The sequence below is a fragment of the Cellulosimicrobium sp. Marseille-Q4280 genome, from assembly GCF_943181405.1.
In the GTDB taxonomy this organism is placed as follows: Bacteria; Actinomycetota; Actinomycetes; order Actinomycetales; family Cellulomonadaceae; genus Cellulosimicrobium.
The window spans coordinates 153,280-173,814 of the sequence record NZ_CALPBY010000009.1 but is presented as its reverse complement, the minus strand read 5'-3'; the positions used below and the strand labels follow the sequence as shown (position 1 = coordinate 173,814).

Annotated in this window: 18 protein-coding genes, 31 tRNA genes and 1 other RNA gene; 2 read left to right on the top strand and 48 right to left on the bottom strand. The window is 72.8% G+C overall.

What is annotated here, in order from left to right; genetic code table 11:
• Positions 1–135: 135 nt before the first annotated feature.
• From NFS20_RS21485 to NFS20_RS21435, 11 genes are all read right to left on the bottom strand, one after another.
• On the bottom strand, positions 136–585 hold the full coding sequence (locus NFS20_RS21485) for a deoxycytidylate deaminase (RefSeq protein WP_251153816.1): 450 nt from the start codon (positions 583–585) through the stop codon (positions 136–138).
• Positions 582–1,028 carry an HNH endonuclease gene (locus NFS20_RS21480; RefSeq protein WP_251153815.1) on the bottom strand — a complete coding sequence of 149 codons (447 nt, stop codon included), beginning with the start codon at positions 1,026–1,028 and terminating at the stop codon, positions 582–584. The genes NFS20_RS21485 and NFS20_RS21480 overlap by 4 nt, the downstream gene beginning before the upstream one ends.
• A gap of 134 nt (positions 1,029–1,162) precedes the next feature.
• Positions 1,163–1,522: a transfer-messenger RNA gene (gene ssrA / locus NFS20_RS21475) on the bottom strand.
• A 31-nt stretch (positions 1,523–1,553) separates the two neighbouring features.
• Positions 1,554–1,626 (bottom strand) — tRNA-Phe (locus NFS20_RS21470).
• A gap of 48 nt (positions 1,627–1,674) precedes the next feature.
• Positions 1,675–1,748, bottom strand: a tRNA-Pro gene (locus tag NFS20_RS21465).
• A 176-nt stretch (positions 1,749–1,924) separates the two neighbouring features.
• A tRNA-Gln gene (locus tag NFS20_RS21460) sits at positions 1,925–1,998 on the bottom strand.
• A 77-nt stretch (positions 1,999–2,075) separates the two neighbouring features.
• On the bottom strand, positions 2,076–2,549 hold the full coding sequence (locus tag NFS20_RS21455; protein WP_251153814.1) for a hypothetical protein: 474 nt from the start codon (positions 2,547–2,549) through the stop codon (positions 2,076–2,078).
• A gap of 49 nt (positions 2,550–2,598) precedes the next feature.
• Positions 2,599–3,057 (bottom strand): hypothetical protein, encoded by a 459-nt coding sequence (locus NFS20_RS21450; RefSeq protein ID WP_251153813.1) that lies wholly within the window; start codon positions 3,055–3,057, stop codon positions 2,599–2,601.
• 31 nt (positions 3,058–3,088) lie between these two features.
• Positions 3,089–3,163, bottom strand: a tRNA-Arg gene (locus NFS20_RS21445).
• Between the two features lie 6 nt (positions 3,164–3,169).
• A tRNA-Cys gene (locus NFS20_RS21440) sits at positions 3,170–3,243 on the bottom strand.
• A 33-nt stretch (positions 3,244–3,276) separates the two neighbouring features.
• Positions 3,277–3,663 carry a hypothetical protein gene (locus NFS20_RS21435; RefSeq protein ID WP_251153812.1) on the bottom strand — a complete coding sequence of 129 codons (387 nt, stop codon included), beginning with the start codon at positions 3,661–3,663 and terminating at the stop codon, positions 3,277–3,279.
• A gap of 236 nt (positions 3,664–3,899) precedes the next feature.
• Between NFS20_RS21435 and NFS20_RS21430 the strand changes: the two genes are divergently transcribed.
• On the top strand, positions 3,900–4,466 hold the full coding sequence (locus tag NFS20_RS21430; RefSeq protein WP_251153811.1) for a hypothetical protein: 567 nt from the start codon (positions 3,900–3,902) through the stop codon (positions 4,464–4,466).
• A 58-nt stretch (positions 4,467–4,524) separates the two neighbouring features.
• Here the strand turns inward: NFS20_RS21430 and NFS20_RS21425 are convergent.
• From NFS20_RS21425 to NFS20_RS21400, 6 genes are all read right to left on the bottom strand, one after another.
• Positions 4,525–4,601, bottom strand: a tRNA-His gene (locus NFS20_RS21425).
• Between the two features lie 2 nt (positions 4,602–4,603).
• Positions 4,604–4,676 (bottom strand) — tRNA-Val (locus NFS20_RS21420).
• A 36-nt stretch (positions 4,677–4,712) separates the two neighbouring features.
• Positions 4,713–4,785, bottom strand: a tRNA-Arg gene (locus tag NFS20_RS21415).
• 30 nt (positions 4,786–4,815) lie between these two features.
• Positions 4,816–4,888 (bottom strand) — tRNA-Ala (locus tag NFS20_RS21410).
• 168 nt (positions 4,889–5,056) lie between these two features.
• Positions 5,057–5,129: transfer RNA gene (locus NFS20_RS21405), tRNA-Gly, on the bottom strand.
• 80 nt (positions 5,130–5,209) lie between these two features.
• Positions 5,210–5,285, bottom strand: a tRNA-Gly gene (locus NFS20_RS21400).
• Between the two features lie 378 nt (positions 5,286–5,663).
• Here NFS20_RS21400 and NFS20_RS21395 point away from each other — a divergent pair.
• Positions 5,664–6,230, top strand: a complete 567-nt coding sequence (locus tag NFS20_RS21395; RefSeq protein ID WP_251153810.1) for a hypothetical protein — start codon at positions 5,664–5,666, stop codon at positions 6,228–6,230.
• A gap of 335 nt (positions 6,231–6,565) precedes the next feature.
• Here NFS20_RS21395 and NFS20_RS21390 read toward each other — a convergent pair.
• The 31 genes from NFS20_RS21390 to NFS20_RS21240 all read right to left on the bottom strand — a co-directional run bounded on the left by NFS20_RS21390 (position 6,566) and on the right by NFS20_RS21240 (position 20,405).
• A tRNA-Asn gene (locus NFS20_RS21390) sits at positions 6,566–6,637 on the bottom strand.
• 138 nt (positions 6,638–6,775) lie between these two features.
• Positions 6,776–6,848 (bottom strand) — tRNA-Thr (locus NFS20_RS21385).
• Positions 6,849–6,995: 147 nt separating this feature from the next.
• Positions 6,996–7,068: transfer RNA gene (locus NFS20_RS21380), tRNA-Pro, on the bottom strand.
• A 112-nt stretch (positions 7,069–7,180) separates the two neighbouring features.
• Positions 7,181–7,253, bottom strand: a tRNA-Ala gene (locus NFS20_RS21375).
• 298 nt (positions 7,254–7,551) lie between these two features.
• Positions 7,552–7,641 (bottom strand) — tRNA-Ser (locus NFS20_RS21370).
• A gap of 109 nt (positions 7,642–7,750) precedes the next feature.
• Positions 7,751–7,835 (bottom strand) — tRNA-Leu (locus NFS20_RS21365).
• A 30-nt stretch (positions 7,836–7,865) separates the two neighbouring features.
• Positions 7,866–7,940, bottom strand: a tRNA-Thr gene (locus NFS20_RS21360).
• A gap of 124 nt (positions 7,941–8,064) precedes the next feature.
• Positions 8,065–8,136, bottom strand: a tRNA-Thr gene (locus tag NFS20_RS21355).
• Between the two features lie 182 nt (positions 8,137–8,318).
• Positions 8,319–8,403 (bottom strand) — tRNA-Leu (locus tag NFS20_RS21350).
• 73 nt (positions 8,404–8,476) lie between these two features.
• On the bottom strand, positions 8,477–8,800 hold the full coding sequence (locus NFS20_RS21345) for a hypothetical protein (protein ID WP_251153809.1): 324 nt from the start codon (positions 8,798–8,800) through the stop codon (positions 8,477–8,479).
• A gap of 34 nt (positions 8,801–8,834) precedes the next feature.
• A tRNA-Arg gene (locus tag NFS20_RS21340) sits at positions 8,835–8,907 on the bottom strand.
• A gap of 69 nt (positions 8,908–8,976) precedes the next feature.
• Positions 8,977–9,053 (bottom strand) — tRNA-Met (locus NFS20_RS21335).
• Between the two features lie 288 nt (positions 9,054–9,341).
• A tRNA-Glu gene (locus NFS20_RS21330) sits at positions 9,342–9,412 on the bottom strand.
• A gap of 181 nt (positions 9,413–9,593) precedes the next feature.
• A tRNA-Glu gene (locus NFS20_RS21325) sits at positions 9,594–9,667 on the bottom strand.
• Between the two features lie 186 nt (positions 9,668–9,853).
• Positions 9,854–9,926, bottom strand: a tRNA-Val gene (locus tag NFS20_RS21320).
• Positions 9,927–10,146: 220 nt separating this feature from the next.
• Positions 10,147–10,220, bottom strand: a tRNA-Ile gene (locus NFS20_RS21315).
• 107 nt (positions 10,221–10,327) lie between these two features.
• Positions 10,328–10,400, bottom strand: a tRNA-Asp gene (locus NFS20_RS21310).
• A gap of 23 nt (positions 10,401–10,423) precedes the next feature.
• Positions 10,424–10,499, bottom strand: a tRNA-Met gene (locus NFS20_RS21305).
• Positions 10,500–10,599: 100 nt separating this feature from the next.
• A tRNA-Lys gene (locus NFS20_RS21300) sits at positions 10,600–10,676 on the bottom strand.
• Between the two features lie 347 nt (positions 10,677–11,023).
• Positions 11,024–11,108 (bottom strand) — tRNA-Tyr (locus tag NFS20_RS21295).
• 322 nt (positions 11,109–11,430) lie between these two features.
• A tRNA-Trp gene (locus NFS20_RS21290) sits at positions 11,431–11,503 on the bottom strand.
• Between the two features lie 127 nt (positions 11,504–11,630).
• A complete protein-coding gene (locus NFS20_RS22210; RefSeq protein ID WP_285821165.1) occupies positions 11,631–11,762 on the bottom strand; it encodes a hypothetical protein in 132 nt (43 codons plus the stop codon).
• 86 nt (positions 11,763–11,848) lie between these two features.
• A complete protein-coding gene (locus NFS20_RS21285) occupies positions 11,849–12,295 on the bottom strand; it encodes a hypothetical protein (RefSeq protein WP_251153808.1) in 447 nt (148 codons plus the stop codon).
• Positions 12,296–12,420: 125 nt separating this feature from the next.
• Positions 12,421–15,123, bottom strand: a complete 2,703-nt coding sequence (locus NFS20_RS21280; RefSeq protein ID WP_251153807.1) for a DEAD/DEAH box helicase — start codon at positions 15,121–15,123, stop codon at positions 12,421–12,423.
• A gap of 150 nt (positions 15,124–15,273) precedes the next feature.
• Positions 15,274–15,603 carry a hypothetical protein gene (locus tag NFS20_RS21275; RefSeq protein WP_251153806.1) on the bottom strand — a complete coding sequence of 110 codons (330 nt, stop codon included), beginning with the start codon at positions 15,601–15,603 and terminating at the stop codon, positions 15,274–15,276.
• 2 nt (positions 15,604–15,605) lie between these two features.
• Positions 15,606–16,229, bottom strand: a complete 624-nt coding sequence (locus NFS20_RS21270; RefSeq protein WP_251153805.1) for a hypothetical protein — start codon at positions 16,227–16,229, stop codon at positions 15,606–15,608.
• Positions 16,229–18,178 carry a M23 family metallopeptidase gene (locus tag NFS20_RS22340; protein ID WP_353050495.1) on the bottom strand — a complete coding sequence of 650 codons (1,950 nt, stop codon included), beginning with the start codon at positions 18,176–18,178 and terminating at the stop codon, positions 16,229–16,231. The genes NFS20_RS21270 and NFS20_RS22340 overlap by 1 nt, the downstream gene beginning before the upstream one ends.
• Before the next feature lie 26 nt (positions 18,179–18,204).
• Positions 18,205–18,810: a J domain-containing protein gene (locus tag NFS20_RS21255; RefSeq protein ID WP_251153804.1), complete on the bottom strand. Its 606-nt coding sequence runs from the start codon at positions 18,808–18,810 to the stop codon at positions 18,205–18,207.
• A gap of 5 nt (positions 18,811–18,815) precedes the next feature.
• Positions 18,816–19,271, bottom strand: coding sequence for a hypothetical protein (locus NFS20_RS21250; RefSeq protein WP_251153803.1), 456 nt, complete (start codon positions 19,269–19,271; stop codon positions 18,816–18,818).
• The gene (locus NFS20_RS21245; protein ID WP_251153802.1) at positions 19,268–19,579 is read right to left on the bottom strand and encodes a hypothetical protein; all 312 of its coding nucleotides are present in this window, start codon (positions 19,577–19,579) and stop codon (positions 19,268–19,270) included. Before NFS20_RS21245 ends, NFS20_RS21250 begins: the two co-directional genes overlap by 4 nt.
• 172 nt (positions 19,580–19,751) lie before the next feature.
• Complete coding sequence (locus tag NFS20_RS21240; RefSeq protein WP_251153801.1) at positions 19,752–20,405, bottom strand: hypothetical protein; 654 nt, start codon at positions 20,403–20,405, stop codon at positions 19,752–19,754.
• Between the last annotated feature and the right edge of the window lie 130 nt (positions 20,406–20,535).

Below are 20,535 nucleotides of genomic sequence, written 5' to 3'. Positions count from 1 at the left end.
AAACGCCCCGGGGTCGGGGCGGTGATCACCCCTCGACTGTATGTCACCTGTGGACGTCGCCGAGGGGAGGATTGGTGGTGTGTCGCCGCGCCCACACGTCCGGGTGTCATACATCGGAGGGGCCACGTCGGCGGGTCAGTCGAAGGTGAGCTCGCCGCCGGGCCAGATCACGCGACGGACGCCGGAACCGGCCAGCACGCGCCGGCAGTTCGGGCACGGCTCGTCGGTGACGCCGATGGTGCAGTTCGCCCGCTCCTCGCGGGTCAGCTCCAGCATCAGGTTCTCCTCGGCGTGCAGCGCGTCGCACGAGCCGGTCGCCGAGCCGACGTACGTCGTCGACGCAGAGACCTCCTCGTAGGACCGCTGGCCCCGCGGGCAGGCGCCGGCGCTCAGGCAGCCGGGCTTGCCCGCGGGGTAGCCGTTGTACCCGGTCCCCAGGATGCGGTGGGTGTCGTTGTGCATCGCGACGGCGCCGACCTGGCGGCGGCGGCAGTCGGCGCGCCGGGACACGGCCAGCGCGATGCCCAGCAGCCACTCGTCCCAGTCGGGTCGCGTCTGCGGCTCGCCGACGACGACCGGGCTCACGCCGCGCGCCGCAGGGTCGGGTCGTACGGGGTGATGAGCAGGGTCATGCCAGCCTCCTCAGGCGTGCGGTCGGCCTTGAACTGGTTGCACGGCACGCACGCGCCGACGAGGTTGAGCCACGAGCTCGCCCCACCGCGGGACTTGGGCTGGACGTGGTCGACGGTGTCGGGCGGGCCGCCGCAGTACGCGCAGGCGCCGTCACGGCGGCGCACCGCCTGCTTGGAGACGGGGCCGTACCCGGTGCGGGCGTAGGCCCACCCCATCGCGACGTAGCGGACCAGGCGCAGCACGCGCGGGCGCTCGTAGGGGCCGATCTTGCCGGTGGCGGCCTCGTGGACGACGGCGACCTTGCGAACCAGCATGCGCACCGCGTGCTGCAGCGTGACGCGGTGCAGCGGCTCCATGCCCGCGTTCAGCACGAGCACGCCGGGCTGGGCGGCCATCGTCGTCTCCTCTGGTCGGCTCCCGGCAGGGTGTCGGGGCTCGCTAAGTACATGTGCGGCAGTGGGCTGCACAGAGACGAGAAGGAGCGGCCAGGCGCCGGCGCGTTGGGTGCGCGCGGGCGACGGGCCTCGGGTTGTGGAGCTGGCGGGAGTCGAACCCGCGTCTCGGACCGGACGGCAGAAAGGGATCCTCACGAGCGTCACCGGCCCCGGGGTTCCGAGCGCTGCCGAGGGGGCCGGATGCAGCGCCTGGTCGTCACGTGGAGGTGTCCCCCGCACGGCCCGCACGTGACGCGGCCGAAGGGGTGAGTCCTGCTTCTCGGCGCCCGTACGGCTCGGGGCAGGACTTCCCGGCCGCGGACGTCACCGCTACGCGGTGAGGGCGAAGTCGCGCTTGGCGCTTCTTGGTGCGACACCTGATTTGCGAGGGTGCGTCGCCTGCCTCGGCTCGACCTGAACAACCGCCCTGGGCCCGATCGAAACCGGTCAGCCCCGAGCTGCCGCCCGCGGTCACGGACGGCTGCGTGGCGCCCACCGGGGTCGAACCGGTGACCTCTCGATTTTCAGTCGAGCGCTCTACCAACTGAGCTAGGGAGCCAGGTGCCGGCGCGGTGGCCGGCGGTGCGCCGGGCGAGCCGGCGACGAGTCGGGATGACAGGGTTCGAACCTGCGACCTCGCGGCCCCCAGCCGCGCGCGCTACCAAGCTGCGCCACATCCCGTCGCGTCCCAGGTGTTGCGCGACGCCCGCCCCGAGCGCACCCGGTGCCGCGACGTCGTTGCCCACCACCGGCTCGCACCGGCAAGGGCCCCCTGGGACTGGGGCCTGGTAGGACTGGCCGTGCCCGCCCGGGCGCCGCGGTGCGTGCGGCGGATCCGGGTGGCGTTCGACCTCGAGCTGGGCACCCAGGATTCGAACCTGGAACCTCCCGGTCCAGAGCCGGGCGCAACTGCCAGTTGTGCTAGTGCCCATCGCCCGCGGTTTGCTCGACGACCTCGTCGTCACCGGCTCGGTGGCCGGAGGGCCCGCGGAGGCCCTACGTGCACGCTCAGGCCTGGTCGACCTGGACGTAGATCCCTGCCGCCGTCGCGACGCCGACGTACCCAGGCGCGATGACCCGGTACACCGGCTGGCGCTCGGCGACCTTGGCGACCGACCGCACCTGCTGGCGGTTCGGGGTGACGCAGCCGCGGAAGCCGCGGGGGCGGGTGCTCGCGACGGCGGTGCCGGCGGCGAGCTCGTGGGCCCACCGGACGTCGCCGCTCGGCGCGATGACGCCCTGCGTGGCGGCCAGCACCACGGCGTCGCCGTGCTCCAGCCCCACCTGGACCAGCGTCGCGGCGCCCTCGACTGGCACGATGCGGGCCTTGGCGTGCCCGATGCCGCCCTTGCGGCCACGGGCCAGCAGGTGCACCGGTCGGCCGGTCGCGGCCAGGTCGGCCACACTCGCGAGCCCGCTGGTGGTGTGCAGCACGGTCTCGGCGGGCAGGCCCGCGGGCTCGGCGGTGGTGTCGGTGCTCATGTCGCTCCTCAGGCTCGGGTGGTCCCCGTGCTGATGTGCGGCAGAGATGTCAGCCGTCACTGCGCTCCGTGCGGGCCATGAGGGCCTCGACGGCGCGGCCGATGCTCTCGGACGTCGTCAGGTTGTCCTCGCTCGGCGGGGCCAGGCGGGCGTGCAGGTCGGCGAACACCTCTGCGGCCTTCGCCCCGCCGAGGTACCCCGCGTACGGGTCGCCGGTCACGCGCGAGCGGGACGCGACGAGCACGGCGCGCACCGAGCGGTGGGCGCGGATGTTGCGCTCGTCCAGGCCCTGCCCGCCGGGGTACACCTCGAGGGAGGCGTAGTCGCTGCGGAAGCGGAAGTAGAACGGCGCGTCGTCGAGCATGCCCCAGGCCTGCATCGGGATGGAGCCCCAGGAGGCGACGTCGCCGCGGCGGCGCTCGAACCGCAGGCCCGGGATCTGCGCCTCCAGGATGGTGGCGGCCTCGCGCGCGTTCTGCGCCCAGTCGATGTCCTCGTCGGTCGCCACGTGTCTCCTCGGTGTCGTCGCGTCGTCGGTGTGCCCCTGCCGGGACTCGAACCCGGGACCTGCCGGGTAGGAGCCGGCCGCTCTGGATCCGCTGAGCTACAGGGGCGCGGGGTGGAGGTGCTGGCGGGATTCGAACCCGCGTGGACGGCTTTGCAGGCCGCTGCCTCGCCTCTCGGCCACAGCACCAGGTGCGCGCCCGGGGGCGCGCGGGTCGGTCGGTCAGTCCTGCTCCCAGACGGCGAACCCGGCCGCCAGCGCCCACAGACGCAGGTGGTCGATGCCGCCGGTCAGCAGCTCGCGGTAGACGGCCGCCCAGACCTGGGAGGACCAGGCCAGCGCGGCGTCCAGCGCGGGCGTCGTGCGGCCGGTGACGATGCGGCCGTCGCCGCCGATCAGCAGCGCGAACAGCTGCCCGGAGTCCTCGTCGAAGGAGACGTGGCCGGGCTCACCCTCGAACTCGATCTTGAGCACGAACGGGGCGTACGGCGACGTGCCGTACGTCGACCCGTCACGCAGCGGCTGCAGCAGCAGCTTGAACCGGGACGGGGCAGGGCAGCCCTGCGGCACAGCAGGCAGGGACGGGCGGTTCACGGTCGTGGTGGCCATGCCCTACCGATGTGCGGCAGCGCTGGTGCCGCTCCACAACGCCACGCCACCGCTCGTGGCGGTGCTACATTCTCAGGCACCGGTGATGGCATGGACCGGTCTCCGAGCGACCAGCCCCGCGGCGGCCGCCACGAGGACAAGGCGGGACCGCCGATGCTGCAGGGCCCTCATCACCGTCAGACCAGCAGCAGACTGGGATGCGCGGCGCGGGACGAGCACCCAGCAGAGAGCTGATCATGACGACCTACCCTGTGGATCCCCGTGACGCGCGCCGACTGGCCGCTGCGAAGGGCATCTCCTACGCCGCCGCGCAGCGTGAGCTCGCGGCTCTCGACCCGAACCGGCACCTGGGCGTCGTGCGCGCCGCACGAGCCCGTTCGCTCGGCTGGCCGCGCTGGGCCGACCGCGCGGCCGACGACTTCGCCTCCGAGCTGCCCCGGCGGCACCCCGCGGGGGCGCTCGCGGCAGCGAAGTCGACGACGGCGGTGCTCCACGACGCCTGGTACGCCAGTGCCCTCGTGGTCGACGTCAACGACGTCCAGCACGTCGACGACTACGACGGCGACGAGCTGTGGAACCTGACCTTCACGCTGGAGGTCGAGGTCACGGGGCTGCTGGACACCTACCGTGCCCCTGAGAGCCTGAGCGCCGAAGGGCTCAAGGCCGACGACGACTACGGCCCCGACGACACGACGGTGCACGTGGCCGGCCGTCGCGTCGAGGTCACCGTCGCAGGGCTGCGCGCGCTCGACGGTGAGGACGCCTGGCAGGAGCAGGAGATCCTGTCCGCCGTCTGGCTGTAGCCGCACCCGAGCTCACCGCCGCGCGCCCAGGGAGGGGCGCGGCGGTGAGCTCGGTACGTGGGGTGTCCGACGGGACTCGAACCCGCGACCTCCTGGGCCACATCCAGGCGCTCTAGCCGTCTGAGCTACGGACACAGTGCGCGACCAGGGACTCGAACCCCGGACATCCGGCATGTCGTGCCGGCGCTCTACCAACTGAGCTAGCCGCGCGTGCGGCCCACACAGGGCCGACGTGGTGATGCTGCGTGCGCTCGGCAGGACTCGAACCTGCGACCCCCTGCGCCGGAGGCAGGTGCTCTATCCGCTGAGCTACGAGCGCGAGTCCGGCCCGATGATGGGCCGGCGCCTGTGGAGACGGCGGGGTTCGAACCCGCGACCCCCTGCATGCCATGCAGGTGCGCTACCAGCTGCGCCACGTCCCCAAGATCGCCCCGCGACGTCGCACCCCGCCTCCCCATACCCCCTACTGAGGGGCGGTGAAGGTGCCCGGCTGTCAAGGCCGGGCGTCGGGCGCCGCGGGACGCTCCTGCCACTCGTGCCTCGCCGTCCCGGTGCGGGCGGGGCGACGCGACGGCAGGTGGCCTGCCTCGAGCGGATGACGGGACTCGAACCCGCTGCCTCGACCGTGGGAGGGTCGCGCTCAACCTGTTGAGCTTCATCCGCGAGATCCCCGGAGGTCCGCGCCGGGGCGCGTGCGGCTGGGCGATGGCCGCAACCCGCCCGGCCGGAGCCGAGCGCGTGACTGGAGTGGGAGACGGGGTTCGAACCCGCGGCCTCGAGGATGGCGACCTCGCGCTCTACCAGCTGAGCTACACCCACATGAGCCCGTGTCGTGGGCCAGACGCACCGCAAAGGCGGCGAGGCGGAAGGAGGAGGACGTGATCCCCAGCCGGCCCGAGGCCGACCGACGCGCTTTCCAGGCGGTCCCGGCACGCCTGTCCGGTTCACCTTCCATGTCGCTCTGCACGCCGCGCACCGCCGCGCGACGTCCCCGAGCCGGGTCGCCACCCACCTCCGCCGGACTCAGGCTTCGTGGTGGCTCTCCTCGCGCTGTCCGCCAGGAGCATCTGTCGTACCCGCCTTCGCTCGACCGCTCCGGGGAGGTCCGGGGTGGCGTCTGAACGGTGGGTTCGGACAGCGTCGTGGGGCCGCGGTGCGGCCGCCAGAGACCGGCACGCGCGCCACTAGAGTGCGCGTGTGACCTGGACACCGGAGAACGTGATCGCGACCGCCGCGGTGGGCGTCGCGCTCGTCGCAGCTCTCCTCAGCGGCGTCGTGGCCCTGACCGCAGTGCGGCTGCAGCAGCGCGGGGATGCCGCGAACCGCCGCCGCGACGTGCACCTGCGGTTCTGGCGGGCGGCGAACACCTCGCTGCGCCTGCTGCAGGAGCGCGAGGCGTCGATGCAGCAGTCCAACCAGGGCAAGGATCTGCCCGAGCCCGCCGAGCTCGACCCGGCGATGCAGGAGACCCGCGCCACGCTCATCGAGATGGAGATCGTCTCCCCGCGCCTGGTGACCGGTGGGTCGCGCGTGCTCACGGCGCTGGACCTGGCACGCGCCGACGTCCAGGAGCTTGCTGTGGTGCGAGCGCGGATGGCGAGCCGCAGCGGACGGCCGGCCGGCGGCGACTTCAAGCGCGCGATGGACGCGGCTCGGTCAGACCTGGACGCCGCCAGGCACGGGCTGAACGACCTGCAGGTGCTCATGAGCAAGTACGACGCGGTCGGCCGGCTGCCGATCTGGCGGAACCTGGCGCGCCGCTGACGCGGTAGCCGGAGGGCTCGAACCTCAGCCGCCGAAGCGACCCACCCGGTTAGCAACCGGGGCCCCGCGCCACCGCGGAGTTCACCTACCAGGGTGGCCTTGTCGACGGCCAACGCCAGCTTCGGCCGCAGCCTGGGCATCGCTGGTGGACCCACGCACAGGGCGGAGGATTCGAACCTCCGGGGACCCACCGCGCGCCCACCCGAGGGCAGGCGACGCGGTGCATCCCACCGCCCACGAGGGGGCGGTTCCGTTCGGCCGCTCCGGCAGCCCTGCACCGCCCGTGACGTGGGCGACCCGTGCACGCCGTGGTGCTGCGCGCCACGACTGCTGCGCTCCCCGACCTGGATTCGAACCAGGAACCTGCCGATTAACAATCGGACGCTCTGCCGTTGAGCTACCGGGGAAGGGACGCGATCACGGCTCGCGCGGGCCGTCGTGCTGGTCGTGCGACGGGCGGATTCCTGGTCTCCGAGTCCACCCTGCTGGAGAGTCCTGCCGCCTGCCCGGGCCGGGCCCGGGTGTGGACGCGTCGCGCGACCATGAGCCCACCGTGGGAGTCGAACCCACGACCCTCCGCTTACAAGGCGGACGCTCTGACCTCTGAGCTAGGCGGGCGCACGCCGGCCCACCCGTGCAGGTGGTCCGGCGGCTGTGGCGAGTCGAGTTCGGGTCGACCCGCGAGAGCACCCATCGCCGGTCCACTCGGCCCGCGGCCGGACCGGCAAGGTGGTCCGCGGGCAGGTGCCGCGCGAGGCGGCTACGTCCGGATGGCGGGACTCGAACCCACGGCCTCCCCGTCCCGAACGGGGCGCGCTACCAACTGCGCTACATCCAGAGGCGGCGACCCCCGGGCGCTACTCGAGCATCCGGGGGCCACCAGGGACCCGCCTACGTCGGGCGGCGCGGCGACGAAGGGGTCGCGGCACCGGCACGGTCGGACGGATCTGTGGAGAGCACGGGGATCGAACCCGCCGCACCGATCTTGCAAGGATCAGTCGCCACCAAGGAACATGGCTCCCCAGTCGAGGGCTGCCGCGGCACGGCTGGCGTCCACCTCCTCAGCGACGGGAGTCGAACCCGCTTCCTCCCGCCCTGACGGGCGGGTGCACGTCCCTCGTGCTTCTGCCAGGCGTGGAGCCGCGACGCGCGCAGCACCTCTGGTGTCGGCCGGCGGGCTGCAGTCCCACCGACTTCGGACCGTTCGAGCGACACGGGTCCGCGTCGTGGCCGGGTTCATGTGCCCGGCTCGCCCCGCTACCACTGCGGCGGGGTCTCTCGCTCGAGGTACCTATGTGCGGCACGTGGCGTGGCCGCTGTGCGGAGGGTGAGGGATTCGAACCCCCGAGCGGCTCGCGCCGCCGCACCGCTTTCGAGGCGGGCCCTATCGTCCTATCTCTGGCAACCCTCCATGCGCGGCAGGTCTGGCGGCGGGAGATCAGGGAGGAACCCGCCTCTGTGCCGACCTTCGCTCCACCCCGGCGATGAACGACCGGGAGCGGCTGACGTTGACCGCGACGTGTCTCCACCCGGACTTGAACCGGGACGCCCCTTCCGGGGCACGGCCACCTCAAGGCCGCGCGTCTGCCATTTCGCCACGGAGACATGGCCGGCGGCCGGTGCTGGCCGCGGACCTGGAGCCCAACGCGGGGTTCGAACCCGCGACCTCACCCTTACCAAGGGTGCGCTCTACCACTGAGCTAGCCGGGCAGGCGGGCCGCTGGGGCCCGGGCGTGTAGGTGTGCGGTCGACGCACGGGGCCCCGCGAAGGGGTGTCCCGCCGTCGTGCCGCGACGGCACGCCAGTCCGTCGTCGTGCGGCGCTTCCGCGCCAGAGCCCAAGGCGGGGGTCGAACCCGCGACCTGCCGCTTACGAGGCGGCTGCTCTACCACTGAGCTACCTGGGCTGGTCCTGGCGGCCGCCCCCTCCCAGAAGGGCCGCCAGGCTGCCGGTGCTCGCCGTCCGGCTCGGTCCCCGAGGTCTACGTCCCGCCCGGGAGGGCGCACACCGCGGCTGGCCGGCTGCTGGGAGGCAGCGGGTCAGTGGCCGCAGGCGTGCTCTCAAGTAGTGCGCTCGCGCTGGGCGAGCTGGTGCCCCGACCGGGAGTCGAACCCGGACGCCCGAAGGCACACGGACCTGAACCGTGCGCGTCTGCCAGTTCCGCCATCGGGGCAGTGCGCGGGATGACCGGCCGCGCGCCGGGCCTCGTTGCGCCCCGCAAGGGGGCAGGGCGGGTCCACCCGGGTCTAGGTGCGGTACACCGCGTCCTCACGTCCGCGCTGGGCGGTCAGCAGGAACGTCCGCTCGGGGCGTGCCTGGCGGTCCAGCGCGTCGCGCAGGTGGCTCTCGACGCGCTCGTTCGCCTCGACCAGGACGACCCGGTCGACGCCGACGTCGAGCAGCACCTTGACGAGCTCCGCTGCGGCGCTGGCCGCGACCGTGACGGTGTGCGCCGCCGAGACGGCGACTTCGGTGGTGCCGGCGGGAACCGACCGGCGGATGAGGGCCGCGGCCGATCCTCGCGAGCCCAGCAGCTCGGGCAGCACGACGGCTGCGGCGTTGATGGCCATGTCGGTCCTCCTGTCCTGGTCGGTGTGTGACGTGTGCCCGCGAAGGGATTCGAACCCCTGACCTTCGCATCCGTAGTGCGACGCGCTATCCGCTGCGCCACGCGGGCAAGTCGGGGGTCCGCGCCTGGCTGCGGCTACCCCCGGGTCCGCCCAGGTGGAGGCTGGGGCCAGGACCGTGGTTGCGGAGGCCGGATTCGAACCGGCGACCTCCGGGTTATGAGCCCAGCGAGCTACCGAACTGCTCCACTCCGCGTCGTTCCGTGTCGGCCGGCGCGCACCCTTGGCGCTGGCCCCGCACGGGCGGGTTCCCACCGGTCCTGATGGTGGTCGACCGATCCGCCGGGTCACACCCGGTCATCGCGGTCCTCGAGCGTGCTGCTCAGGCTGGTGCAGCGACCGCCGTCAGCGGCCGGGTGCTGCTGTCCCCGGGCCTTCACGGGCTGCACCGGGGTGGCTGGCGGCCCTGACGGGGCCGTCCCGTTCGCACGTTCGCACCGCGTCAGCCGAAGCCCGGTAGTGCGCGCCGCGCGCTGGCGCTACGTACCCCGCACGGGGATCGAACCCGTGTTACCGGCTTGAGGGGCCGGCGTGCTACCGCTACACCAGCGGGGCAGGTTCCCACCACTCCAACCTGGTGGGCCAGTTGCGACGTCTGTCCCGTCGCCAGTCAGGTCTGTCCACCGTGCGGACACCCGCCGGCGGGGTTGCGCTCCCGTGCCGATGGGCTGGACTCTCGCGTGACCTTCGCGCTCCCCGGGCCGCGCACGGCTCGGGTCGTGTTCTCGCATTCGAGCACCCCCAGCCGGATTCGAACCGGCGTCCTTCGCCGTGAGAGGGCGACGTCCAAGGCCTCTAGACCGTGGGGGCGTGTGTTCCCGTCTGGGCAGGTCCGGGGGTACCTGCCGTGCTCGCACGAGGCAACGGGTGACCGGTCCCGGGCCACCCACGGATGGAAGGCTCGGCCCGTCGTGCTGCAGCTAGCTCCCGCGCTGGCGCTGCGTTCCGGGTTGCCGCGTCCCGCTACCTGTGTGGGCGGTACTGCGGTGCGCACTGTGGACGGCGAGGGACTTGAACCCCCGGCCTCTCCCGTGTGAAGGGAATGCTCTGCCAGCTGAGCTAGCCGTCCGTGTTGACCTGCGTGCGGTGGAGGAATCGAACCTCCGCTCCGACCTGGAACGGCCGGCGACACACCACAGCGAACCCGCATGCTTCCCGGTGCCCCGGCGGACTGGTCGTGCCCGTCGCCCGGTCGCTGCCTCAGCCCGGGCGGTGCTGCCGCTCCTCTCAGCGGTCTCGGCACCTGCCCGCCCTCGGCGCTGCGCAGCGCCTCGAGCAGGTGGTTCCAGTTGGCAGGGGCGGGATCGAACCGCCGACCTCGGTCTTATCAGGACCGCGCTCTAACCGACTGAGCTACCCGCCATCACGACACCTGGGTCATCCGGACCCGCTCCCCACGCCAACCACTGGCTGCGCGGAGTCGAACCGCTGGGGTTTGCCTGCCCGACTTGAACGGGCGAGGTGCCTACGCGACCCTGACCGGTTTCGATCCGGCTACCTCCGCCGTGACAGGGCGGTGCTCTCCCGAGTGAGCTACAGGGCCTTGCTGGCCGCGGTCAGGCGGCCTGGTAGTGACGAGGGGTCTCGATCCCCTGACCTGCGCGTTATGAGCGCGCTGCTCTGCCAGCTGAGCTACGTCACCGTGTGCGGTCGGCGCAGGTTCACGGGCCGCGACCCGCCGACGGCACGTCTCGCGGGACGCCCGCCGTCCACGCCTCCGCGGCGTGGGCCCTACGTCGACCTGGTGCGCCCCCTGGGACTCGAACCCAGAACCCTCTGATTAAGAGTCAGATGCTCTGACCGATTGAGCTAGAGGCGCCCGATGAGGGACTTGCCCTGGCGGGGCTCACCCTCGACACCATCCCGGCCGTATCCGGGGTGTCCCCCGGCCGCCACCTTCGTCCGCCAGGTGCCTGGCGCCCCTGTTCACCGGAGAGGACCGGCCGTCGCTTGGTTCCTGGCCCGACGGGGCCTGCCGCATGCCGTGCGGCGGGGACTCGGTGCTGCCAACGGCGGGAGGTCCGCACGAGGCGGGCCCGCCGGCCGGGATCGAACCGGCCTTCTCTCCGTCCCCGGAGGTCTGATCGTCACGGACCGCCGGGGCTCGAACCCGGGCCAGCTCGTCGGCCGCCCGCCTGCCGTAGGGGGATCGTTCCGTGACGTGAGTGCGCCGAGGAGGATTCGAACCTCCGATGTCTCTGACGTGCCCGGTTTACAGCCGGGGCCCTTCGTCCGCTCGGGTCATCGACGCCTGATGAACCCAGGTGGCGCCGTCCGCCATGCCCTCGCGGGACACCCGGCACGCTGTACGCGGAGGCCGGGCGCGCGGGGTCGGCGCCACCTGGGGTTCTCGACGATGCGCCGCGCTCAGATCCGGGTCGCCCGTGACTCCCCCGCGCTCGGCGGGTTCCACGTCGTGGGCGCGCCCCGGGGGACGCGGTGCTCATCGAGGGCCGACCGGATGGTGCCGGTCGGCTACTTCTCGTCTCTGTGCAGTTGACAATCCGCCCGAGGGCGGCACGTTCGCTTCGCGGTGTATGACACGCGAGGTGCCACAGTGACCGAGAGCCGAGCAGGGATGGAGGGGTTCGAACCCCCGACTTCCGGTTTTGGAGACCGGCGTTCTTCCAGCTGAACTACATCCCTAGGTGGTGCTGTCGGTGCCGGCGTTCTGGTCCGGCTCCAGTTCTATGTGCGGCACGTGGCCGATACGACGAAGGCCGCCTCCTGCGTTGCAGGGGCGGCCTTCCGAGGCGATCTGGATGTGATCGTCCTACGTCTGGGCCGCCTCCCGCGGGAGCTGGGACCACGCCATCGAGACGTGGTTGCGCTCACCGGGGACACGCGTGATCGACAGCGTGGGGTACGCGGTGCTCAGGGCCTGCTTGCGTCCGAAGCGATCCATCTCCGCCACCTCCTTGCGTCTCGTGTCCGTGTTGGCGTTCGTGGATGAGTGTATGTCACGAGTGCCCGAGTTGGAAGGGTATTTCCTCAGCGCGGCGTGTCGCCGCAGATCGGGCACGTCCAGATGGGCGTCGGGCGGTCCTTCTCGTCGTCGAGCTCCTGCACCATGTCGACCTGGCAGTCGCCGCACTTGGGCACCAGGACCGGGTGCGCGCGAGCGACCGTGGACGCCACGCGCTGCACCAGCGGGTAGGTGACCGCCGCCCACTCCAGCGCCGCCTCGGGCGTGGGGTGCGCGCCGCGCCTGCCGCGCTCGGCGCCGTGCAGGGCCGGGCGGCCGGTGGCGGCGTCGACGAGCATGTAGGTGCCGCGGCGGTTCTCGCGGGCGACGAGTCCGTTGACCGGCTCCTCGCCGTCGGCGAGCCTGAACGGCTCGGGCACCAGCCGCAGCGGGGACTCCACCCGGGCGGTGCGCGCGAACTGGCCGCCGGTCGAGACGCCGGCGGGGACTCGGGCGGGGTTCGGTTCGTTCATGGCCGGTAGATGTGCGGGCTCCGCGTTGCGCTCTAGGTGCGGGTCTGGCCGCGCCGGCGCCGCGGCGTGGTAGGTCGCCGGACGCATGAGCGCCGCGCTGCGTGCAGGGCTGTCGGGTCGACCGGTTATCCCCGCCGAAGGTCTGGTGCCCAGTCAGGGAACGACGCATCCAGCAACGCGCGCTGGTCAGCGGTGAGGCGTGGGTCACCGCTCCGGGCCCTGCTGCGCTGTGTGGTCAGCCAGAACCCGAGCGACCTTTCTGCCGGCGAGCTGCTCGCGGTCGACGGGTACTTGCCTGTGGCTGCACGGAACTGGCGAAGTTCCTCGACACGCTCGCCCCATGCCCCGATCCGCTTGATGGCTGCGTTCCATCCCGGGAAGGCGGCGTCGAGTCGCTCGCGGCGTTCGGCCGAGAGGTTGCGCTTCCTCGCGCTGGCGACCTGCTTTCTCAGCCACTCGGCGACGCTTCGCTCGATCTCGGACGGAGAACTGATCGACGGAAGGCGGCCACTGCTGGCACGGAAGTTCGCGAGTTCGGCCAGACGGTCGTCCCAGCTGGGGCGCCCGCTTGACCATCCGGGGCAGTTCTCGTTGAGGTACCGCTGCCGCTCTGCGGGCATAGGAGCCCTCCCACGCGTGCCCCGGATCGCTCCGCGTTGCACGTTCAGCCACTGGCCAAGCGCCCGTTCTTCTGGGTTCGACGAGTGCGAGCTCGGCGTGCGATCGTGGGCGCGCATGAAGGCAGCGAGGCGGTCCGCGGCATCAAGCCAGCCAGCCTCGCGACTCTCGCTCCAGTCGGGGTACGTCCGGTCTAGGTGGGCGCGGCGAGATGCACTGAGCCGCCTGGCACGCTCAGCCTGGCGCTGGTCGTTGAGCCATGCGGCCAACCGTCGCTCCTGCTCGTCCGCGGATGCCCGGTTGGGGTGGCGCCCATGCGCGGCGCGGAACGCCGCGGCCCGATCTGCCAGCAGCTCCCAGGGCTCAAGGACGAGGTCGACGACGGCGGTGCCGACGGCGCGGGCGAGGCTCGCGAGGCCGGCCAGGCGGCCGGTGGCTCTGGGTGCCGGGGTCGCCGGCTCCGCGGCAGATGCTCCGTCGAGGTCGTCGAGCGCGTCGGGGGTCTCGATGACGAGCATGGGAAGCGGGCCGCGCGGCGCCTCGACGGGCGCGGTGGCGCCGTCGATCGGGCCGGAGGTGACGCGGACGGGCGAGCCGTCGCCGCCGACGTCGTGGTAGCTGCCGCCGTCCGGGTCGGTGCACCACGCGGATGCCTTGTCGTACTCGTCGTCGCCCGCGGCGAGCCCCTCGTCCGTCGCCTCGCCGTCCGTGGGGCCCGATGTGGGATCCTCGGTGGACAGGTCCTCGAGGTGGGCGGCGGTGAAGCGCTCCACGATCCGGGCGTCCACGGTGCGCATCGCCTTGATGACCTGCACCGCGCCGGAGAACTCCGAGGACGCGAGCACGGCGTCGGGGTCCTGGCCCTCGCGCACGAGCACCGGCACGAGGATCGCGGCGGGCCGGTTGCGGGCGGACTTGCGCAGGGCGCGCCCGACAATCTGGGCGACGTCGACCTCGCTGTCGCGGGGGTCGGCAAACACGACGCAGTCCAGGGTGGGCACGTCGATGCCCTCGGTGAACACCGAGACGTTGGAGACCACGGCCCACTGGCCGGCGGACTCGTCCAAGTCGCGCAGGGTGGCGATGGCGTGGTCGCGGTCGGCCGGCGGGGTCGCCCCGTCGACGTGGAAGGTGAGCAGGTCGGTGTTCACCTTGTGCCGGGCCCGGGTCAGCAGGTCGTGGGCGGTGCCCATCGCGGCGACGAACGCGGTGGAGTGCGCGACGCGGTTGTGGAACGCCATGACGCGGTGCAGGCGGTGCTTGCGGGCCATCTTCGCGGTGGCGATCGCCGCGGTGATCGTGTGGGCCGTGGTGCCGGAGCGCAGCGCGTCGAGCTCGTCCAGGGGCGCCCCGGCGACGGTCTCGACGTCGGCCTGGCGTACGAGCACGACGTGCACCTGGTAGTCCGACAGGTGCCCGGCCTCGATCGCCTCCTTGAACGTGTACTGGCCCGTGACGGGGCCGTACAGGGTCTCGTCGTCCATCGAGCGGACCGAGGAGACCTTGCGGCCGCGGCGACGCTCGACGACGCGCTGGGTGGCGGTCATGAACAGGCGCCGGGTCGCGGGGACGTTGACGTCGAACAGCACGGTGCCGAAGGCTGCGGCGAGGTCGTTGCCCGCGGTGCGGTGGGCCTCGTCGGCGAGCACCAGGTCGATCTGCCAGGTCGGGTCGAGCGCGCGCATGAGCGTGGCGGCCGAGGCGACGACGTCCATCGACTGGTACGTGGTGAACAGCACGCGCGGGGCGGAGGTGTTCGCGCGCAGGAACGCGGCGACCTTGGCCGGGTCGGTGGTGGCCGGCAGCGCCTGCCCGGCCAGCGCGTCGGCGACGGACGCGGTCACCGGGTCAGGCTCGACGGCGCCGGCCTTGAGGGCCTTGCGGCGGGTGGCGGCCAGCTGCGTCGGGGAGATGGTCTCGTCCGAGCACACGGCCAGGTCGGCGTACCGGGGCACCCCGAGCGGCGTGCGCCAGGCCGACTGGGCGCGCCACTCGCGCACGGTCTGCCCGAGCAGGGCGAGGTTCGGGAACGCCAGCACGACGACGGGTGCGTCGAGCCCGGCGGCGGCCAGGGTGGCCTCGACGGTGCGCATGCCCGTCAGGGTCTTGCCGGTGCCGCAGGCCATGACGATCTGGGCGCGGCCGCCGTGGGTGAGGGCGGCGACGGTCGCGTCGCTGATGGGCTGCTGGTACGGGCGCAGCTGGTGCACGGGTGGGGCTCCGTCCTGTTCGGTCACCAGGTGGATGTGCGGCACGCCCGCGTCGTCACGCACCGTGCGCGCTGCGTCCGGGCACGTCAGCGCGCTGCTGCACCTCGGTGCATCGCGGTGCAGCAGCGTGCATCGACGGCGTGACGCGCCTCACGAAGCCGCGGGCGCGTGCCTTCGGCGCGGGCGCACGTCGCCAGCGCCCTTGGGCCGCCCGGGCGCGCGGTGGTGCGGGATCTGCTCGAGCATCCGGTCGACCTGGTCGACGTGCCAGACCTCCAGGCCCAGCACGCGGGCCGCGGGCGTCGCGATCTGCCCCGGCAGGGCCCGGTCCGGGTCGGGCAGGTCGGCGCGACGCTGCGCCTCGCGAGCTCGACGTGAGCGGAACCCGGACTCGCTCAGTCCGAGCGCGTCGGCCAGCTGGGCCGCCGTGCGGTAGTCGCCGAGGACGGTGTCGATGCGCGCCTGGTGAGCTCCAGGCACCCTCAGCCCTCCCACGGTGCGATGCGGGCGATGGCCCAGCCGGAGGGCGTGTCCGCAAGGCCGAGGTCGACCATCATGTCAGCGTCGTGGTCGGCGAAGATCACGGCGGCGCGCGCGGTGGAGAACCCGCTGGACAGCACCCGGACCTCCTGCAGGGACGAGACCATCACGTTCTCGCGGACCCCGGGGATCGAGTACGCCTCGACGAGCCGGGAGTCGAGGTACGGGGCGACGCCGGCCAGCCACGTCGCGTCGTCCACGCCGGTGTTCTGGAACGCCGCGACGAACTCCTCCACGACGGGGGTCCACTGCGAGGCGTCACCCTCGGCGTGCTCGTGGGCGTCGTGCTCGTCGGCGTCCTCGGCGAAGGTCCACTGCGAGTTCAGGAGCTCGGGGTCGACCACGACCTCGTCGTGCTCTGCGTGCTCGTAGTCGTCCTGCCCGTCCTCGTCGTCGGCGGGGGCCTCGGTCGGTACCGGGGAGGTGATCGTCACGCCCGGTCCGCTGCCCGCCGTCGGCTCCGGCTCCGGCTCGCTGCCGCCGCGGCCCAGGAGCACGGCGATCACGGCGGCGACCACGAGCACCACGCCCGCGCCGATGCCGATCCACTTCGGGTTGAGGTTCATCAGTAGACGCCCTTCTGCTGCAGGAACGGGACAGGGTCGGTGTAGAGGCCGTTGACCTTCACCTCGAAGTGCAGGTGCGGGCCGCTCACGCCGCCGGTGGCGCCAGCGGCACCGATGAGCTGGCCGGCCTGGACGACCTGACCCTCTGCGACGTCGATGCGGCTCATGTGCATGTACCCGGTCTCCACGCCGCCGCCGTGGGAGATCACGACCCAGTTCCCGGCCGAGAAGTGCATGCGCGTGACGGACTTGACCGTGCCGCCAGCCGCGGCGTAGATCGGGTCACCGACCGCCGAGGCGAAGTCGGTCCCGTTGTGCGGCCGCCAGATCCCCAGGGTCGGGTGGAAGCGCGAGGGGCTGTAGCTGGACGTGACGACCGCTCCTGCCTTCGCGGGGAATGCCCAGCCGCCGACGACGTCGCCACCCGGCGCGAACCCGGTGCCGGCGTTGCCGTGGACCGACACGTGCACGTGATCCTTGTGCGCGTTGGTGTCGTCGGTCGCGCCGGACGGGTGCGTGTAGGGCTGCCACCCGGCATCAGCGCTCGACGCGACCCAGATCTTGACGTTCCAGATCACGTAGTTGATGCCGAGCTCGGTGTGGTGCTCGATCAGCCACGCGGCCCACGTGTCGCCGGTCGCGACGCCGGCGGAGGACTTGTAGTCCGGGACCATGAAGTCCACGGCCTTGCCCGTGGCGTGGTCGGACTTGGGGTTCGCGGGCCGCAGGCCGACGCCCCCGATGTCACGGGCCGGGATGGAGAACTGGGCGGCGGTGCAGCGCGCCACGTTCAGGGCGTCGGGGGTCAGCCCGTTCTCGAGGCTCGCCGGCAGGGCGACGCAGTCCGCGACCGCACCGGCGCAACCGCCGCCTGCGCTCGGGACGGTGCTGCCGGTGATCTCGGTGACCGCGGCGCGGGCCGTGGCCTCCCACTGGGCGTACAGGTCGGGGTAGAGCGATCGCTGCACGGTCTGCGCGGCGACCGTGACCTCCATCTGCTCCCAGCCGGGCACAGCGACCAGCGCGTCGTAGAACTTCCCGGCCGAGTACCAGGGGTCCATGATCTGGTCGATGGTGCCCCACCCCTGGGAAGGGCGCTGCTGGAACAGCCCGATGGAGTCCAGGTCGCCGTAGTCGAGGTTGCGCAGCCGGGACTCCTGCATCGCCGTAGCGATCGCCACGACGAACCCCTGGGGCGCGATGCCGCGCTCCTGGCCGACCTCGACGATGATGCGGGCGTTGCCGGTCTGCTCCTCGGTCAGGTCGGAGACCGTGCCGCCGTCCGCGCCTCCGGTCGGCAGGCAGACGTCGCCGCCGCCAGCTTCGCGCTCCTCCTCCTCGGCGATGCCGATCAGCAGCGCGCCGACCTGGTTCATCATCGTGACCGACGCGATCACGAGCCCGCCGACCGACAGGAACGGCAGCAGGATGAGACCGACGATGAGCATCTGCACCTTGCGCGACCGGATCGCCTTGCCGGTGACCTGGCCGGCGACCTTCCCGGCGAGCGGGGTGGCCGCGACGGAGACCGCAGCGGTGACAGCAGCCTCGGCGCCGGTGAACGCAGCCTCCTTGGCCTTCTCCCCCGCGGTGGCGTTCGGGTCGGCGACCGTGGCGGCCGCGTTGGCGACCCGCCCGACGGTGGTCTTGCCCGCGACCCCGGCGGCGCTGCCGACGGCCGCCGACGCGCGCGCGGCACGAGCTCGCCCGGACGGCCGCTCGCGGGGGCCCTCGCCCTCACCGGCCGGCGGCGCGGCCGGGTTCGGGGAGGACTCACGGTTCGCGCGGGCGGCACGCCGGCCACCTGCTCCCGGGCCCTGCGCTTCCCCGGCGCCACCAGCTGCGGCGCCGCTCGCGCCGGACGTGGTCGCCTCAGGCTTCGGCGACGGCTTCGCGGCCGGGTTCGGCGAGGAGTCGCGACGGCGGCGAGGAGGGGGTGTGGCGCTCACATGGTTCCAACATGCGCCGAAACGCCTCAGACGGTGCGCGCGGCCAGCCGGTCCAGGTACCTCGAGCGCAGCGCGGAGGCGACCGCGACCGCGCTGAACAGGTACGCCAGGTACGGGGCGTCCAGCAGCAGCCGGTCCCAGGTCAGCAGCCCGGCCGGGGCATCGAGCCCGACGTACAGGGCCGTGACGAGCGCCGCGACGATGGCCGCCGGTGCCCGCAGGCCCGCGAACCCGGCCACCGCCCCGCCGGCGCCCAGCGCCCACAGCACGACGCCGAACACGCCGATCTCGGCGCGCAGCACGGGCACGGCCAGCTGGACGGCCACGGCGGCGGCCATCACGGCCGCCGGGACGATCGCGCGCCAGTACGGGCGGCGCACGACGGGCGCACCGGCCAGCTGCGGCAGGGCCTCTGCGGGCGCGTCCCCGCCGAGGGTCTGGTCGTAGGTGGCTCGCCGCTCGGCGTCCGAGAGGACCTCGTGGGCCTTGTGCAGCGCGTCGGCGGCCGCGGGATCGGCGGCCTCCCCAGCGGTGTCGGGGTGCACGGCGCGCATCTGCGTCCGGTAAGCCCGCACCACCTGGGCGCGCGAGGCGTCGGGGGTGACGCCGAGGAGGTCGTAGAAGGTCGTCACGTCGCTCAGCGCCCCGTGTCGATGCCGAGGTTCAGGCTCGACCACAGCGCCTCGATGTCGCCGGGCATCGGCTCGTCGCTGGCGCCCGCGGTCAGCGCTGCAAGCTCGCTGGCGGTGGCGACCGGGGCGATGCGGCGCTCGATCAGGCCGGTGTGCACGCTCACCTCGACGGGCCACGCCTGCACGGCGGGCAGGCCAGCCGGGGTGAGCAGGCGGCCGGCCGCGTTCGCGCCCGCGACGGCGGCAGGCAGGACGGCGGCCCAGTGCTGGTTCACCTCGACGACGACGGCGACGGCGAGCTCGGTGCCCTCGACGCCGAGCAGGACCAGGTCGCCCGGCGCGACGTCCTGCGTCTCGGCGAGCAGCCAGGTGGCGTTCGCGTCACCGGTGGCGGCCTGCAGGTCGTCGGTGGGGGTCGTGGCCGGCGCCAGGTACGGCAGGCCGGGCAGGGTGGTGGTCATCGGGCGCTCCCGTCGGTGTAGCCGTCCTCGTACCCGCCCGCGTAGTAGGCGCCCGCACGGGCCTGGGCGGCGCGCCGGCGCGAGCGGTACCGCAGGGCGCTGGCCAGGGCCACGCCGATCAGCCAGGCCCACAGCAGGGCGTCGATGACGCCGAGGTCGTCGGCGCTCGCGGCGTCGTTGCGCGCGCCCTGGAACAGCAGCCAGCCCAGGCCCCAGAACAGGGTCGTGGCGGTGAGGAAGATGCGTCCGATCCAGCCCCAGCACAGCCAGATGGCGACCAGGACGACGAGGAAGGCGAGACCGAGCATGGAGGGGCTCCAGGAGGGGTGAAAGAGGGTCGGGTGAAGCGCACGCGGGCGCACGAAATCGGGCGTGCGCCGCACATATGGGGAAGGTGAGAATCACTCCCCGCGCCGCTGCTGCAGCGGCTGGCAGCCGAAGCCACCGCCCCGCGACGATGAGGCCGCGAGGCGGTGGGGATCAGCCGATGACCGGGACGCCCGGGTAGGCAGCCAGCATCGGAGCGGCCGCCGCCAGCGCACCCTCACGGGTCGGGGCGATGGTCGAGCCGAACGAGCCGGCGTCGTCCAGACCCAGCGCGAACACCATCCAGTCCAGCCGGACGACGCTCGTGCCCTCGATGTACGGGGCGCGGGTCACGTAGAACGCCTTGATGCCGGCGTCCTTCATCGCGGTGTGCTGGGCACCCTGCGCGACGGACATGTCCGAGAAGTCCTGCATCGTGCTCGGCTGCGAGGGCAGCGACGTGATGTCGACCTGCACCTGCTCCGGCAGGGCCGCGGCCGGGTCGACCACGACACCCGAGCCGTCACCGTTCGGCGAGACGTACACCTGTGCGCCCGCGTCGCGGGCAGCGTCGATGAGGTCTGCCGAGACGATCTCGCCTGCGGCTGCCGGGATGACCGGCTCCGGGGTGGCGGCCTCGGTCGGCTCCGGGGTCGACGGGGTGGTCGGCTCGGTCGTGGCGGCCGGCTCGGCGGTGGCGACCGGCTCGCGCACGGTCGGCTCGTCCTGCACGTTCGCCACGACGACGCCCGCGGTGACACCCAGGGCGACGACACCGGCGGCGATCGCGGCGGCGATCCGCTGGCGGCGGTTCATCTTGATGCTCATCGTCTGCTCCGTTCGGTCACTGTGAGGGCCGTTCCCTCGTCGTGGCGCCTATATGTGCGGCACCTCGCAGTCGGGCTGGCCCGGGGCATTCTTTCACCCGTTCGGGGTACAGATGCCCCGGGCACGCGGT